This is a genomic window from Streptococcus sp. A25 (genome assembly GCF_043674095.1).
Lineage (GTDB): Bacteria > Bacillota > Bacilli > Lactobacillales > Streptococcaceae > Streptococcus > Streptococcus suis_V.
The window spans coordinates 51,671-67,572 of the sequence record NZ_JBIMJO010000003.1; the positions used below are offsets into that span (position 1 = coordinate 51,671).

General features: G+C 46.0%; 15 protein-coding genes. 6 read left to right on the forward strand and 9 right to left on the reverse strand.

Going from position 1 to position 15,902, the window contains the following annotated elements; translation table 11 throughout:
- Window positions 1–324: 324 nt before the first annotated feature.
- Window positions 325–2,562 carry a bifunctional glutamate--cysteine ligase GshA/glutathione synthetase GshB gene (gshAB, locus tag ACHBID_RS02025; protein WP_394731561.1) on the forward strand — a complete coding sequence of 746 codons (2,238 nt, stop codon included), beginning with the start codon at window positions 325–327 and terminating at the stop codon, window positions 2,560–2,562.
- Between the two features lie 26 nt (window positions 2,563–2,588).
- Here the strand turns inward: gshAB and rhaD are convergent, their stop codons facing one another.
- From rhaD to ACHBID_RS02055, 6 genes are read right to left on the reverse strand one after another with little or no spacing between them, the layout of a single operon-like run.
- Window positions 2,589–3,395, reverse strand: coding sequence for a rhamnulose-1-phosphate aldolase (gene rhaD, locus ACHBID_RS02030; RefSeq protein WP_394731562.1), 807 nt, complete (start codon window positions 3,393–3,395; stop codon window positions 2,589–2,591).
- A gap of 51 nt (window positions 3,396–3,446) precedes the next feature.
- The gene (locus tag ACHBID_RS02035) at window positions 3,447–4,199 is read right to left on the reverse strand and encodes a class II aldolase/adducin family protein (RefSeq protein WP_394731564.1); all 753 of its coding nucleotides are present in this window, start codon (window positions 4,197–4,199) and stop codon (window positions 3,447–3,449) included.
- A gap of 4 nt (window positions 4,200–4,203) precedes the next feature.
- On the reverse strand, window positions 4,204–4,443 hold the full coding sequence (locus ACHBID_RS02040) for a hypothetical protein (RefSeq protein WP_024377718.1): 240 nt from the start codon (window positions 4,441–4,443) through the stop codon (window positions 4,204–4,206).
- Window positions 4,433–5,782: a PTS galactitol transporter subunit IIC gene (locus ACHBID_RS02045; RefSeq protein WP_104929502.1), complete on the reverse strand. Its 1,350-nt coding sequence runs from the start codon at window positions 5,780–5,782 to the stop codon at window positions 4,433–4,435. Before ACHBID_RS02045 ends, ACHBID_RS02040 begins: the two co-directional genes overlap by 11 nt.
- 36 nt (window positions 5,783–5,818) lie before the next feature.
- A complete protein-coding gene (locus ACHBID_RS02050) occupies window positions 5,819–6,121 on the reverse strand; it encodes a PTS sugar transporter subunit IIB (protein WP_024377731.1) in 303 nt (100 codons plus the stop codon).
- 13 nt (window positions 6,122–6,134) lie between these two features.
- Window positions 6,135–6,590 carry a PTS sugar transporter subunit IIA gene (locus ACHBID_RS02055; protein WP_170239024.1) on the reverse strand — a complete coding sequence of 152 codons (456 nt, stop codon included), beginning with the start codon at window positions 6,588–6,590 and terminating at the stop codon, window positions 6,135–6,137.
- Window positions 6,591–6,798: 208 nt separating this feature from the next.
- On the opposite strand from ACHBID_RS02055, the gene ACHBID_RS02060 reads away from it, so the two are divergent.
- From ACHBID_RS02060 to ACHBID_RS02080, 5 genes are all read left to right on the forward strand, one after another.
- Window positions 6,799–7,536 (forward strand): DeoR/GlpR family DNA-binding transcription regulator, encoded by a 738-nt coding sequence (locus tag ACHBID_RS02060; RefSeq protein ID WP_394731565.1) that lies wholly within the window; start codon window positions 6,799–6,801, stop codon window positions 7,534–7,536.
- 23 nt (window positions 7,537–7,559) lie between these two features.
- On the forward strand, window positions 7,560–8,516 hold the full coding sequence (locus tag ACHBID_RS02065; RefSeq protein WP_394731566.1) for a 1-phosphofructokinase family hexose kinase: 957 nt from the start codon (window positions 7,560–7,562) through the stop codon (window positions 8,514–8,516).
- A gap of 80 nt (window positions 8,517–8,596) precedes the next feature.
- Entirely contained in the window at window positions 8,597–9,463 is an 867-nt protein-coding gene (gene hslO, locus ACHBID_RS02070) for an Hsp33 family molecular chaperone HslO (protein ID WP_394731567.1), read from the forward strand.
- A complete protein-coding gene (gene dusB / locus ACHBID_RS02075; protein ID WP_394731568.1) occupies window positions 9,456–10,460 on the forward strand; it encodes a tRNA dihydrouridine synthase DusB in 1,005 nt (334 codons plus the stop codon). The genes hslO and dusB overlap by 8 nt, the downstream gene beginning before the upstream one ends.
- Window positions 10,461–10,645: 185 nt before the next feature.
- On the forward strand, window positions 10,646–11,470 hold the full coding sequence (locus tag ACHBID_RS02080) for a C39 family peptidase (RefSeq protein WP_394731569.1): 825 nt from the start codon (window positions 10,646–10,648) through the stop codon (window positions 11,468–11,470).
- Window positions 11,471–11,531: 61 nt separating this feature from the next.
- Here the strand turns inward: ACHBID_RS02080 and pnuC are convergent, their stop codons facing one another.
- Genes pnuC through ACHBID_RS02095 form a run of 3 tightly spaced genes read right to left on the reverse strand, consistent with a single transcriptional unit; the run spans window position 11,532 to window position 15,899 of the window.
- A complete protein-coding gene (gene pnuC / locus ACHBID_RS02085; RefSeq protein WP_394731570.1) occupies window positions 11,532–12,335 on the reverse strand; it encodes a nicotinamide riboside transporter PnuC in 804 nt (267 codons plus the stop codon).
- Between the two features lie 15 nt (window positions 12,336–12,350).
- Entirely contained in the window at window positions 12,351–13,388 is a 1,038-nt protein-coding gene (locus tag ACHBID_RS02090) for an AAA family ATPase (protein ID WP_105122239.1), read from the reverse strand.
- Between the two features lie 60 nt (window positions 13,389–13,448).
- Window positions 13,449–15,899 (reverse strand): ATP-dependent Clp protease ATP-binding subunit, encoded by a 2,451-nt coding sequence (locus ACHBID_RS02095; protein ID WP_394731571.1) that lies wholly within the window; start codon window positions 15,897–15,899, stop codon window positions 13,449–13,451.
- Window positions 15,900–15,902: the final 3 nt, after the last annotated feature.

The window sequence follows — 15,902 nt, forward strand, 5'->3', positions numbered from 1 at the left end:
CAGCCTTTCTTCTACTTCTGGCAGGAATCTCACCTGCAAGTTTCGTTTACAATCTATTCTATCAAAAAACGAACGTTTCATCAAGAAATAGCCCGTATTTCAAAAATGACGAACTTTTATTTTTTGACTGTTTCTAAAACAAGCAAAATACGATTGTTGGCGCTGTTTTTACAAAAATATTATATCCTTTGATGGAAAATTCCGAAGTCTGAACCTTGCTTTTGGTCGTTTTCTCTGGATTTTCAAGCCAAAACGTAGCGAAAATTTGTATTTCTTCAGCAAACTAGATAAAATTGGAATAAGAAAATAACAGGAATAGACACTATGCTGAAACACTTACCCTCTACCGCACCCATTCTTCAAGCAACTTTTGGCTTAGAAAGAGAATCTCTGCGGATTAACACTGAAAATCGTGTGGCTCAGACGCCCCACCCTGAAAAACTAGGTTCACGATCCTTCCATCCCTATATCCAGACCGACTACAGCGAGCCACAGCTAGAGCTGATTACGCCTGTTACCCAGTCGACCAAAGAAGCGCGTCGCTTTTTGGGCGCCATCACAGACGTTGCCTGTCGATCCATGAACAAGGACGAATACCTTTGGCCCCTGTCCATGCCTCCTCACATCACCGAGGACGAAATTCAAATCGCCCAGCTAGAAAGCGAATTTGAGTACCAGTATCGGGTCGGTTTGGGGCAACGCTACGGCAAGCTCTTGCAGTCCATGTCGGGCATCCATTATAACTTTGAATTGGGCAAAGACCTGACCCAGCAACTCTTTGAAGCCAGCGATTACGACGACCTCATCACCTTCAAAAATGCCCTCTATCTCAAGCTGGCTCAGAATTTCCTACGCTACCGTTGGCTCTTGACCTACCTCTACGGAGCTAGCAGTCTGGCTGAAAAAGGATTTTTGACAGAGGAAATTGGCTGCGTGCGGTCTATTCGCAATTCCAACTACGGCTATGTCAACGCCCCCGATGTCCACATCTCCTTCTCTTCCTTGAAGCAATATGTGACCGACATCGAGCAGGCGGTTGCTAGCGGTCAGTTGTCTGCCGAAAAGGAATTTTACTCTGCAGTTCGCCTCCGCGGTGCCAAGGTCAGTCGCGACTATCTGACCAAGGGCATTTCTTATTTGGAGTTTCGGACCTTTGACCTCAATCCCTTCGACCAACTGGCCATCAGCCAAGGGACCTTGGACACAGTTCATCTCTTCATTCTCGCCCTCTTGTGGCTAGATGATTTAACCGATGTCGACGCACAATTGGCGCAGGCCCATCAGCTTAACAACCGCATTGCCCTCAGCCATCCCTTGACACCTTTACCAGCAGAGGCGGATAGCCAAACCATTGTTCAAGCCATGCAAGCGATTATTGACCATTTTGGATTGGACAGCTATTATCAAGATTTACTGACGACTGTTCAAGCCAGCTTGAGCGACCCGAGCCTGACTTTGGCAGGGAAATTGTTGGAAAAAGTCAAAGACCGGTCCCTTCAAGAATTTGGACGCAAGCAAGGTCTAGCCTTTCAAGATTACGCTTGGTCTGCGCCTTACGCCCTCAAGGGCTATGAAAACATGGAACTCTCCACCCAGATGATTCTCTTTGACGCCATTCAAATGGGCTTGCATGTCGAGATTTTGGATGAAGAAGACCAGTTTCTCAAGCTCTGGCATGGTGACCATGTCGAGTACATCAAAAATGGTAATATGACCTCCAAGGACAACTACGTCATTCCACTCGCCATGGCCAACAAGGTCGTGACCAAGAAGATTCTAGACCAGGCTGGTTTTCCAGTGCCTGCGGGAGCGGAATTTGCTAACAAGAAAGATGCCCTGCGGTACTACGGACAGGTAGCTAGCTCTGCTATTGTTGTCAAACCAAAATCCACTAACTTCGGCCTCGGCATCTCTATCTTCCAAGAACCAGCCAGCCTTGCGGACTATGAAAAAGCCCTGAACATCGCCTTTTCGGAAGACAGCCATGTGCTCGTGGAGGAATTCGTGGCGGGGACCGAGTACCGCTTCTTCGTCTTGGACGGCAAGTGTGAGGCTGTCCTGCTTCGCGTCGCAGCCAATGTCGTGGGTGACGGTAACTCAAGCATCCGAGAATTAGTCGAGAAAAAAAACCAAGATCCCCTGCGTGGGCGTGACCACCGTTCGCCGCTGGAAATCATCAACCTGGGGGACATCGAACTACTTATGTTGGAGCAACAGGGTTACACGCCTGATACAGTTTTGCCAGAGGGCATCCAAGCCTTTCTGCGTGGCAATTCCAATATCTCAACCGGTGGCGACTCCATTGACATGACCGACCAAATGGACGAGTCCTACAAGCAACTGGCTGCTGATATGGCGACTGCTATGGGAGCTTGGGCTTGCGGTGTGGACTTGATTATCCCCGACCGCACCAAGCCAGCCAGCAAGGACGACCCCAACTGCACCTGCATCGAACTCAACTTCAACCCTGCCATGTACCTGCACACTTACACCTACGCAGGACCTGGGCAAAGTATCACACCGAAAATTTTGCGGAAGTTGTTTCCTGAACTTGACAAATAAGCCCAGATATTCTCTGAGCTTATTTTTTATATCTGTAAAAATCCTTCCCGTGGTTCTACCTTGAGTACCTGACAGACCTCGTACAAGTCTTTATCGCTCAAACCAGGGTATTGTTTGATGGACATGGTTTGCAGATGGATTTTTGCTGCCTTGTCAACTGTTTCAATCAAACCAAAACAATCTTGAAAATCTTTTCCAGTCGCTAAAATACCGTGATAGGCCCAGACAACAATGCGGCAATGTTCCAGCTTTTCTACACTATGCTGAGCAATTGCCAGCGTTCCCGGCAATTCCCACGGTAAAATGCCAACGCCGTCTGGGAATACAACAATGCTCTCCGTCAACACTCTCCACAAAGGCAAAGTATATTCCTTATCATCCGGCGGAGATACCAGTGAGTAGGCTGTGGCATTGGGGGCATGATTGTGGACAACCACGCGATGAGCTGGATCAACGGATAACCGTTTTGCATGGGCCAACAAGTGCATATATAACTCGCTGGTCGGACGTTTTTCTTCTTCAAATCCCCACAACACTTGATAGCCTGCTTCTGTCACCCGAATGACACCTGTATCGCGTTCCACATGATCTCTCAAAGTCCTAAAATGACTACCTGATGCAGTAATCAAAACATACTGACCAATCATTTCTGGAGGAATGTCGGACAGTTCGACTTCTCTTTTTACAGCATAGGTCTTCAGATACTCCCTGTCCTCTTCTGGTAAAATGTAACTGACATTTCCCCCGTTATATTCATCCCAACCATGCAACCACATATCATAAGTCAGCTGACACAGCTCCTGCATGGATTGCGAATCTTTAAATTCTTTCATGTCCTTACTCCTTTCCTTTTCACAAATAAAAGATAGGGTATCCCCTATCTTTTATTCAAAACCTTCGTCTTGTTTTTCTTGATTCCAGATAGGTCTTCTATGAATCAAATCGTCTATATCTCCGATTCGATGACCTTTTGAATAATAGCCATCCAAGATACCAAGTTTTTGGAAAACGGTTTGCTTGTAAGCAATTTCTGCGTTCCATTCAACCGTATCAAGAATTTGGAGAGCCTTGTTCAAAGCCTCTTCACCATCTGCTCCCGGAGTCAAAATCAAGACCCCGTGACTATCCAAAAGATACTCTTTTGGCAACTTACCATCCGTTGATAACAATTCCTGCCGAACAATTTCTGCCAATTCTGGAGTGGTATTCGGTGCAAAATCCAACACCTTAATATACTCGACCTTTTGAGTTGATTCTGTCAGGTTTGGCATATCCAGATGACTGGTCGCCCAAAACATAGCATGGGGAGCGTGGGCATGGAAAACACATTTGATTTCAGGATTTGTCCGGTAACATGCAAAGTGCATATTGATTTCACGCGTCACTTTCCCTTCACCAGCCACCACTTCCTCGGTATCATAATCTACAACCAAGACTTGCGCAGGACTGATTTTTCCATGATAAGCTTCTGACATCATAGACGGTGTCATGATGATGTATTCTTTGCCTGTCTTATCTTGTGTTTTGAAGGAAAAATTCCCCCCTGCCGTATTGGTGTTCTTACGATAATAGGTCAGATGAACGGCATCAGCTAGTGCTTTCCTCTCTTCTGAAAATAGAATTTTTCCACTCGTCATATGCTTACTCGCCTTTCTTTTTTCCTTCCCTCAAGGCAGCATAAATCTTTTCTGCTGTTTCTCGTTTTTCTTTTTGGCTATCGTCGTACTCTTTGAATAAAACATCATAGCCATTTCGATAGACTAGAAAGCTAATCCCAATCGCTAACAAGTTAAATACATACACTCCTGTATTTAAACCTAGCAGAAAAAGGACAACTGCCACCAATAATAAAGTTAGCCAATATGCTTTTTTAGTTTTCATAACGTTTTGACGGTACTTCTTGTGCTGTCATTGTCTTATACAACCAAACAAAGAGTGCTAGGAAGAGAACCGCCCCTCCAATACCGAGTATATTACCATTGAACGCTTCCGCAAACAAGATACGGAGTTCTGGTGCTTCAATAGTGGACCAAGTAATCAACTGACCTTTTTCTACCTCAACTGCACCAGTTGAATTTGCCAAGCCTGTCAAAATAGGAGCAAAATAAGTTGCACTGTAAAGGTAGAGCGGAAGGTAAATGACACCGAGAATCATCATACGTGCCAAGTTACCACCTGTAAGCAAGAGGCCTCCTACTGCAATAGAATAGTTCAATACCCCTGCAATTGGCAATACAGTATTTCCAGGCAAAATGAGAGAGTAACCGATGAAAATTGGTACCATGAGGATAAGAGTTACCCATACCTCTGAGCGTCCTGCCAACAATGGCCAGTCCATACCAATATAAACTTCACGGTCGTTGAAACGTTTTTTCATAAACTCTGACATAGCATCAGCTAATGGAGAGAGGGATTGCATAAAGAGCTTGCTTACCATTGGGAATAGAGCCATGGCAGTAGCAACTTGAATACCCAAGTTCAATGAATTTGAAACGGTGTAGGCGCCTGCAAAACCTAGGCAGACACCAATGATGAAGCCCATTACTGAGTTTTCAGAGAAGATACCGATTTTCTTACGAAGAGCATCTGTATCAGCTTTTTTATTCAAGAATGGTACTTTATCCATCAATTTGTTCACTGGCAACATGAAGACAGCAGATAGGTTCATACAGTGGGTAACCGTTACCATTGGAATACCTGTCAAATCTTCAATATGTTTTTGGAACATATCGCCCATTTTCAATTCTAAAATAACCTGAATAGCTGCCACCAAGAAGCCAGCCCATAAATGACCACTCACATAATATACCAAGTAACCAGTCAAGGCTTTCCCCCAAACGTTCCACATATCCACGTTCAAGGTTTTTGTCCAATTCAAACTAAGCATCAACACGTTGATAGCAATTTGAACAGCAAAGAAGGTGAAAGCAAAGGTCCAAGACCATACAATACTAGCTGCACCAGTCCAACCCAAGTCAAGTGCTGGAAGGGAGATGCCGGTATTTAAGGCCAGAGCTTCAGACGCAGGCGATACGGCATTGGACATGAAACCAATAATCATCCCCATACCTGTGAAGGCTACCCCCAATGTAATAGCGGAGATGAAAGCTTTTTTAAATTTCATCCCTACCAACAAGCCCAGTACAAGAATAATGAGCGGAACAAAGATTGCGGATCCTAAATTCAATATCCATTGAATGATATCTTGAAAGACTCCCATTGTCATTCTCCTTTATAATGTATTTTGATTGATTCCTTATTTTTTAGTTGCCTCTACGATTTCTTCGTAAACGCTATCGACACCCATGCCTGTCAAGAATGGCACACCTGGAAAAACAGATACACCTAGGCGTTCTGCTTCTTCCAAAACCTCTGTTTCTGGCTTGGCGATATAAACGTAGATACTTGCCTGTGGCAACTCATTTAAAATTGACTTATAATCAACTGCTTCTACTGGATAACTAATGTTGTCATCTTCAAAACGAGTTTTTATTTTCTCTGCAATGGTTGTACTGGTTGCAACACCACTACCGCACGCTACAATTAGTTTTCTTGCCATAAGACTGTCTCCTTTATAAATAATGATTTAGTAATTGATACATATCCAAGGGTGTTTCCGCTTGAATAAATTGGTGGGCAAATGCTTCCTGCGAAAATATATCCATGAGTGCCGCCAACAGTCCCACCTGTCCTTTTGGATCCTTAATACCTAGGAACAAGAAATACTGACAGGTCATCTCAGAATTATCTCCCATTTGCAACATATTTATCGGTTGGCTGTTTTTGACAACATAGATAAATGGTCGCTCGATAACATGAGGGTCTGTATGCGGTATTGCAATGTTAACATGACGTGTCTTGAGGCCCGTAGGGAATTCTCGCTCCCTTTCCAACAAAGCCTCAAGGTACTGATCTGTAACGTATCCTTTTTCTTTTAACTCCTTTCCAATTAATTGAAACAGGTCAGTATGCTCGGAAACATTACAATCCAATCGAATTAAATCAGCTTGTAACATATCTTTATACATTTTTTCACCTCTTTTTGTTAACTTTTTTGTTAATCTTTTGTTATAATATGATTATAAACCATTTATTTATCGTTGTCAACGCTTTCAGTAAAATTTTTGTGTCTTTTTGTTAATCATTTGTTACACAAAATGGTTTTTATCTCCCTTTGACTTGTGATATGATAGAAAGAATAAGGGGAACTATCCTATATAGAAAGGAAACAATAGTATGAAAGCTAATCGGCAAAAGGAAATCTTAGACATCACCGACCGAGCCGAAATCATTTCTTATTCAGACCTCGCCCAAGAACTTGGTGTTTCTATCATGACCATTCGGCGAGACATCAATGAATTAGAAAAACAACAAAAAATCATCAAAGAGCACGGTGGTGTGCGTAAAGTGGCTCGTGTCAAACCGACCTATGAAAAATTAACACTGAATACCAAGGAAAAGGAAGAAATCGCTGTAACTGCTAATGCGATGATTCGTCCTGATAGCGTCATCTATCTGGGGGCAGGGACGACCATTCTTTCCTTGGCCAAACACTTGCGAAATGACCATAAACACATTATTACCAATAGCCTGATTACATTTAATTGGCTCATTGACCATCACTTTAAAAATGTCCATTTGACAGGAGGAGAATTCTATCCTAAAACCGCTGAATTCCATGGCCTACATGCAGAAAAACTAATCCAAAATTTTTCAATCGATTATGCTTTTTTGGCGACAAATGGCGTTTCCGAAAACAATATGACAACTTTTTCTCCCTCCGCTGGACGCTTGCAAACTGAAGTTATGAAACAAGCAAAAGAAACCTATCTGGTCATTGACCACACAAAATTTGGAAAAAGTGATTCCTACATTTTTGGTAAGTTGGATCAATTGACCGCCATTATTACCGATAAAGGTGTCAGTTCTGATACCAAGGAGCACTACGAAGCATATACACCGATTATTTCTTAGTTCAACTAGAAAGGATTTCCCCTATGGTTCTCATTGTTACTTTAAACCCCTCTGTTGACCTACTTTATTTTGAACCGCAATTTACACTTGGCAAACACAATCGTTTTAGCCCTTCTACCATTATGGCTGCAGGCAAAGGAATCAATTGTTCCCGTGCCCTTTCGCATTTGGGAATCAATGCAACTTCACTGGCTCTGGTGGGTGGAAAAACAGGTGACTTTTTCAAGCGACATTTGGAAGAGGAAACTTTCCGCTCTCTCTATATTCCTGTAGAGGATGAAACCAGACACTCCATTACAATCATGCACAACCAAGGGACCCACACAGAAATTGTAGAGGCTGGTCCAAAGGTTAGCTCAGAATTGAAAACGACCATTTTCAACCGAATCTTAGACATTGCCAAACAAGAAAAACCTTCCATTGTCTCCCTTAACGGCTCTGTCCATTCTGATGACCCTTATTTTTATGATGAACTTATCCAATTACTCCGAGAGGACTTGGGCTTTCCTATTACCATTGTGACTGACTTTTCACGTCAATCCTTGTACAATATTGTCCACAAAGCCCCCTACAAGCCTGACTTCATCAAGCCGAACATTCATGAGTTTTCCGAGTTGGTTGGTCAGGAATTGTCTTCAAAAGAAGAAGTTCTTACCCACCTACAGACCAATCCGTCACCTATTCCCTACACGCTGGTATCCTGCGGTGGTCAAGGTGCAATTGCTCAATTCAACGGCCAACTCTACGATGTGACTGCTCCTACGATTGACTTGGTAAATCCAACGGGATCTGGTGATGCTTCTGTCGCTGGAGCGATATACGCATTTGCTAACAAGCTAGACGATGAAAGCATTATTCGTTATGCTATTGCTAGCGGAACAGCTAATGCCATGGAAAACGGAGTGGGGGTAGCACCAAAAGAAATCGTGCAACGTTTACTAGATCAAGTCACCATTCGTCCCATTACACATGACAACTAACCTCGGAATAAACCGAGGTTTTCTTTTTCAAAAAAACTCTCCCTTTCCCCATTTTCTCCACTTGTGCTATAATAGTCCTTATGGATAAAATTATTAAGACACTATCAAAGAGCGGGCATTTTCGTGCCTATGTTCTGGACAGCACAGAAACTGTTCGTACAGCTCAAGAAAAACACGACACCATGGCTTCTTCGACCGTAGCTCTAGGTCGCACCCTCATTGCCAATCAGATTTTGGCTGCCAACGAAAAAGGTGATACCAAGATCACCCTCAAAATCTTAGCCAGCGGGGCCGTTGGGGCTATCATCTCCGTTGCCAATACCAAAGGTCAGGTCAAGGGCTACATCCAAAACCCAGACTTGGACTACAAACGAACATCAACTGGCGAAGTCATCGTTGGGCCTCTTGTAGGCAATGGGCAATTCCTAGTCATCACAGACTACGGAACAGGCCACCCTTACAATTCCATGACCCCTTTGATTTCTGGTGAAATCGGTGAAGACTTTGCTTATTTCTTAACAGACAGCCAGCAGACACCGTCTGCGGTGGGACTTAATGTGTTATTAGACGAAGAAGATAAGGTCAAGGTAGCTGGCGGATTCTTGTTGCAAGTTTTACCAGGTGCGACTGAGGCTGAAATTGCCCGTTTCGAAAAACGCATCCAAGAAATGCCTGCCATTTCAAGCCTGCTGGCTTCTGAAAACCACATAGAAGCTCTGCTATCCGCCATTTATGGCGACGACGACTTCAAACGCCTATCAGAAGAAGAAATCGGCTTTGTCTGCGACTGCTCTAAAGACCGCTTCCTCGATGCTCTAGCCAGCTTGCCAAAAGCGGACCTGCAAGAGATGAAAGAGGAAGACAAGGGCGTGGACATCACCTGCCAATTCTGCCAGACCCATTACCACTTTGACGAAAACGATTTGGAGGAACTCATCAATGGCTAACCTCAATACCCCTTTCATGATTGGTGATGTGGAAATCCCCAATCGCTGCGTGCTGGCCCCAATGGCCGGCGTGACCAACTCGGCCTTCCGCACCATTGCCAAGGAAATGGGCGCAGGCCTAGTCGTTATGGAAATGATTTCTGAAAAAGGCCTTCTCTATAACAACGAGAAGACCCTCCATATGCTCCATATTGACGACAACGAATACCCTATGTCCATCCAACTCTTCGGTGGCGACGCCGAAGGACTGAAACGGGCTGCCGACTTCATCCAAACCAACACCAAGGCTAATATCGTGGACATCAACATGGGCTGCCCTGTCAACAAGGTCATCAAGAACGAGGCAGGTGCCAAGTGGCTCAAGGACCCCGACAAGATCTACCACATCATTAAGGAAGTGACCTCGGTCCTCGATATTCCCTTGACCGTTAAGATGCGGACCGGTTGGAACAATACCGACCTGGCGGTCGAAAATGCCCTGGCCGCAGAAAGTGGCGGTGTGGCTGCCCTAGCCATGCACGGTCGGACCCGCGAACAGATGTACACAGGAACAGTTGACCTAGAGACCTTGACCAAGGTAGCTGGCAGCCTGACCAAGATTCCCTTCATCGCAAACGGCGACATCCGCAATGTAGAAGATGCCCGCCAGCGAATCGAGGAAGTCGGAGCTGATGCTGTCATGGTCGGACGGACTGCTATGGGAAATCCTTATATTTTCAACCAAATCAACCACTATCTTGAAACAGGAGAAGTCCTGCCCGACCTCTCCTTCGATGACAAACTCAATGTCGCCTTCGACCATCTGACCCGATTGACCAATCTCAAGGGCGAGTCAGTTGCCGTCCGCGAATTCCGTGGTCTTGCTCCCCACTATCTGCGTGGCTCAGCTGGTGCCGCTAAAATCCGTGGTGCCGTATCCCGTGCCGAAACCATCGAAGAAGTCCAAGAACTCTTCGACCAAGCACGCGCTGCCTATCAAGCAAAACAAGTTAAATAAACAAAAGGAGATCAGTTCCAGCTGGTCTCCTTTGTCATCTCCGCAAAAGACGTGTTACTAAATAAAATATAAGGAAATGGTTGGGCATGCCTCAGCCATTTTTTATGGATAGTTCTTGCTAAATATATATAATTATAATATACTAATATTGTGAAATGTTTTAAAAAATCCTCCAGGAGGTGGCTATGAAATCAAAAGCTATTCTTATCAGTCTCTGTCTGTCTTCTTTAGCTCTCATTCTTGCCTCTGCCAGCTTTTTTCTGCTTGTCCCTCGGCAGGAGCAGGCCTCCCCTGAAGTAAAGGCGACAAGTAGCTCTGTTGTCAAAACAAGTGGAGAACAGACTAAAAACCCTAGCTCTTCAAGCTCCAGTAGCTCTGCCATTACCCAAGAAAATGAACCAAATGAGACCACACCGAGTTCCGAACCAGAGCAGGAAAAGCCGGCATCCAAGCGAATCAAAAAACAGCTAAGTGTCCAACCGCAAATCCAAACTGTCTGGAACTATTGCGCTCCGACGACTGTCAGTATGATGCTATCTAGTCAGGGCGTCCATGTTGGGCAGAAGCAGTTGGCGTTTGAAATGGGAACCTACGAGCCTTTTGGCACCCATAATCGTGACGCCATTCGCATCCTCAATAAACATCTTTTCGGCTATGAATATCCTACAGATGGTCAGGCTGGCTATCGGCTGGTGACGGTGACGGACCCTAATCCAGCTGGACAAGAGATGGCCTTGTTTAAGCAGAGGGTCAGGGAAAATATTGATGCTGGCTACCCTATGTACTACACTTTTGACTCCGCTGTGATGTATCCTAGTAAAAAAGGGGAGCACAACGTCATTGGTATTGGCTATCTGACCACAGAAGACGGGAAGGATATTGAGCAGCTCTACTACCTCGACCCCTCTCCCAATGTCCAGGACCATAGATACGGTGGGCTGAAAGTCACTACGCCCGAAGAACTATTCCAAGCCCTGATGACCTGTGAAGAGCCAAATTATGGCTGGTAGCAATAGCAAAACCTCCGAATGCTGACTCGGAGGTTGTTTTTGTATTTAAGTTTTTAATTTCCTATCCCTTTTTCATAGCCTTGGACCATTGGTACCAGCCGACGACACTATTGAGAGCGTAGACCCAGTACATGGCCTGCATTTGGATGGAATTTCCCCACCAGAGGTAGATAGAAAAGAGGTTGGTCGCAATCCAGAAGAGCCACTGTTCCCTATAAAGATATGTCATGAGAAATTGCCCTGTCCAGTTGGTTCCATCTGTCACAGAATCTCGGAAGGGTCTGGCAGATCCGATAGATTGGTAGAGAAGACCAAAAATCCCCCAGACAAGAGCCGTGAAGCTCAGCCATTTGACCCAGCCAAAGAAAGACAGACTGCGGGTTTCAAATTCGCTGATTTCAGGCGTCTCATCCTCGGTTTCATTGACACGGGCAGCCAACCAAGTATAAAGGCCAATAGGCTGCATGACCAAGAAGAAAACAGCTGTCATCACTTCCCCATAAAAGGCACTATTATAGGAAAGCACAAAGTAAATCAGACTGTTGATAAAACCAAAAACATAGTTACTAGCCCGGCCTTCTGCTACCATGATGACACAGACAATACCCGTCCAGGAGGCAAAGAGCCCCATCCAGTCGTGTTTGTCGCTACCGCTGGTAAACTCTAAAATCAGCGGCACACTGGATAGGCCGATGAGATAGAGCCACTGAAAGGCTGTCCGTCCCAAAAACATATCCGCAAAGGCTGCCTTCAAGAGCCCGAAAAATCCTAATTCCTTGGCTGCCTGGCCTAATTTCGCAAAGGTGGCAGGGACATTTCGGATGCCCTCCACCCAGCCAGTCAGCATCTGTTTTATTTTTTCCATATCTCCGATTTTCTCCTAAAATTCCTGATAGATGGCATCAATCAGATCAATGGATTTTTGATAGTTTTCCAGATAGGACCCACCGATAAAGGCCAAATGCGCATCTGGGTGATTTTTTGCCACTAATTTTTTCAATAACTCCGTAAAAGCATGGCGTACTTCCTGGTCGGCCATAGACATGTCCCGAAAACCGTCGTCCACATAGTTACCTGTCGGCAGGACAAAGATAATCAAGTCCCACTTTTCATTCTTGACCGTGTCAGCACAGAGGGAATGGAAGGAGCTGGAGCTTTCGCCGATATAGTAATTATAGTAGGCCTCGGTCACAGTCGCATTGGTATCCGCAATGACCAGCCCGCGGTTGGTGTCTGAGTCAATCAAGTCAGAGGTCTGGCGATACTGGCCCGTCAGCAGGTAATTGTAATCCTTGCCTGTCAACTCATCGTCACGAACATTGTAGCGCTTTTGGTAATAGCGGGCGTACTCTAGGGAGACAGGACAGGAATAATAGCGTCCCAAATCCTTGACCAGGGTAGTCTTACCGTTTGAGGCCGAACCAACCACCAAGACATTTTTTGAAAAATGCCGTCTGAAGGGCTTGGCAATCAGGTTCCAGTGCTTGGCTGGATTTTCCCGAATCAGGGTAGCCGAAATACCGAAATTACGCTCGGTGAAAGATGCTCTGAAGCCACGCTCTTCCAGCTCCGCAGAGTATTCTTTTTCAGAAACATAGAAGACCAATTCCTCGTCTTCGCCAGCCTGCACCAGCTGTTGCAAGGCCTCTAGCCAGGGCGTCCAACCTTCTGGATAAGGAGGCATGCCTGTTTCGTCTAGCTTATAAACCGAAATCAAGGACTCGTCATTAAAAGTTTCACGAATATAGCGAAAACGCTTTTGCAGACCCAGGCCAATCTTGTCCCCACGGTCATTTTCATAACCAGATACGATGACCACCGCTCGGTCACAGGCTCGTTTGGCCCGCTGGATCAGGTCAATGTGACCCTTGTGCATAGGCGCAAAGGTCCCAAAAATAACAGCAACAGTTTTTTTCATAAGATACCTATTTACATTTTATATTTTAGGAAAATGGCGAATGCGTTCTCCCTTTTCTTCTTACACTATGTCAAATTTCAATTGGCCAGCTTTGACGCCCACTTTAAGGGTTTGACCGCCAACCAGGTCACCACGCAAGAGCATTTCTGCCAATGAATCTTCCAGCTTGGTCTGCAAGAGACGGCGGAGCGGACGGGCACCCATTTCTGGATCGTAGCCTTCTGTCGCTAGGAGTTTGAGAGCAGACGGTTGCAACTTGAGGGTCAGACCACGCTCGGCCGTGATAGCTATCAGCGGCTGCACCATGACCTTGACAATATCCTGCATATCCGCTTCAGATAGGCTGTGGAAGACAACCTTTTCATCAATACGGTTGATAAACTCTGGGCGGTAGGCCTTTTTCAATTCCTCGAAAATCCGTTTTTCCACATGCTCCTGGCTCTTGGACAAATCAAGGGCACCAAAACCAACCGTCTTATCGTCCCTCAGGGCAGTTGCCCCAAGGTTGGAGGTCATGATAATAATCGTATTAGAGAAATCTACCTTACGCCCCTTGTTGTCTGTCAAGACACCGTCGTCCAAGACCTGGAGGAGGATATTGAAAATATCTGGGTGGGCCTTTTCAACCTCGTCAAAGAGAAGGACAGAGTAAGGCTTGTTGCGGACTTTTTCCGTCAACTCGCCACCCTCTTCATAGCCAACATAGCCTGGAGGCGCACCGTTGAGGCGGCTGGCCGCAAATTTCTCCATATACTCGGACATATCAAAGCGGATTAGTGCCGACTCATCATCAAAGAGGACTTCTGCCAGGGCCTTAGCCAGCTCGGTCTTGCCGACACCTGTTGGCCCCAGGAACATAAAGGAACCGATTGGACGGCGACCGGTCCGAATGCCAGACTGATTGCGTCGAATGGCTCTGCTGACGGCTGAGATGGCCTGGTCCTGACCGATGACCCGCTTGTGGAGTTCTGCTTCCAGGTTCAGGTATTTCTTGGCATCTGTCTGGCTGAGTTTCTGCACTGGAATACCCGACAGGCGACTGAGGGTCTCCAAAATATCTGCCTCCGTCACTTCTAAGTCGTAACCTTGGCCGGCTTTAACAGCCTCTTTCTCAGCCAGGAGGAGCTTGCTGACCGTTTTGTATTTGCCAGCCATGAGGGCCTGGTCAAGGACTGTCAAGCCTGTCGCAACTGGCTGACCCTTGACACGGTTCTGCACCCTTGCCGCTGATTCGTCTAGTAAGTCAATTGCTGAATCCGGCAGGCGTTTGCTGGTCAAATACCGCTTGGCATAGGTCACGGCCGTCTCGACAGCACTATCTGTGATTTGGACCCTGTGGTATTTTTCAAAAGTCCCTTTGAGACCTGCCAAAATGGCAATGCTGTCCGCCACTGTTGGTTCTTCGATGATGACCTTGGCAAAACGGCGAACCAGAGCAGCATCCTTTTCGATATGTTTCTGATATTCCGACTGGGTCGTCGCACCAAGCGTCCGCAGAGTGCCACGCGCCAGAGCAGGCTTGAGGATATTGGCCGCATCCATGGTCGAATCAATCCCAGAACCAGAGCCCATAATAGTATGAAGCTCATCAATGAAAAGAATCACCTGACCATCTTCTTCGATGTCGTTTATGATATTGTTCATCCGCTCCTCAAAATCCCCACGGAAACGGGTCCCAGAAACCACACTCATCAAATCCAGCTCCAAGACCCGCATCTTAGCCAGGCTAGGCGGAACATCTCCCGACGCTATACGCTGAGCAAGTCCCAGGGCCAGGGCTGTTTTCCCGACACCCGCATCACCGACCAAGACAGGATTATTCTTGGTCTTGCGCGATAAAATCTGCACCATACGCGAAATCTCAGTATCACGACCGATAACAGGCTCCATCTTGCCTTCACGAGCCAAGGCAGTCAAGTCACGGGTGTAATCTTCCAAACCACCTGTCTGGGGCTGAGGCATACCGCCACCCATCATCTGCCCCATGGTCTGTTGAGGAGCCTTGCGCCCCTTCAAGGCCAGACGAATGGCCTTAAGATCTTCCTTGTTGAAGCCTGCACGGGTCTCAAGATTTTTCCGCAAATCTAGCAGGCGAATCTTATCATCCGAGTCTTCATGGTGAAAACCAACCTTGTCCAAAATCTGACTGGCCACTGTTTTCTTGTCCAAAAGCATGGCTAGGAAAAGATGCTCTGTTCCTACTTCCTTAGCCTTGACGGCCTGCGCAATGGTTTTGGCATTGGCTGCCTTCTCATCCAAACGCTTGGACGACGGCAAAACCTTGAAGGACTCTATGTCCTCCTGATAGACTTTTTCGGTCACGACAAAGGTAGCATGCTCATAGTCTGCCACACTAGGTGGATAATCTGCCAGGACCGCTCCAGCCACTGTATCTTGGTTGATAACAAAGGCCAAGAGCACATGCCAGGTCTCCAACAAATCACTACTATAACGTTGGGCAATCAGCTGGGCATCCTCAAAGACCCGTTTCAATCCCTTTGAAATATTCATTCC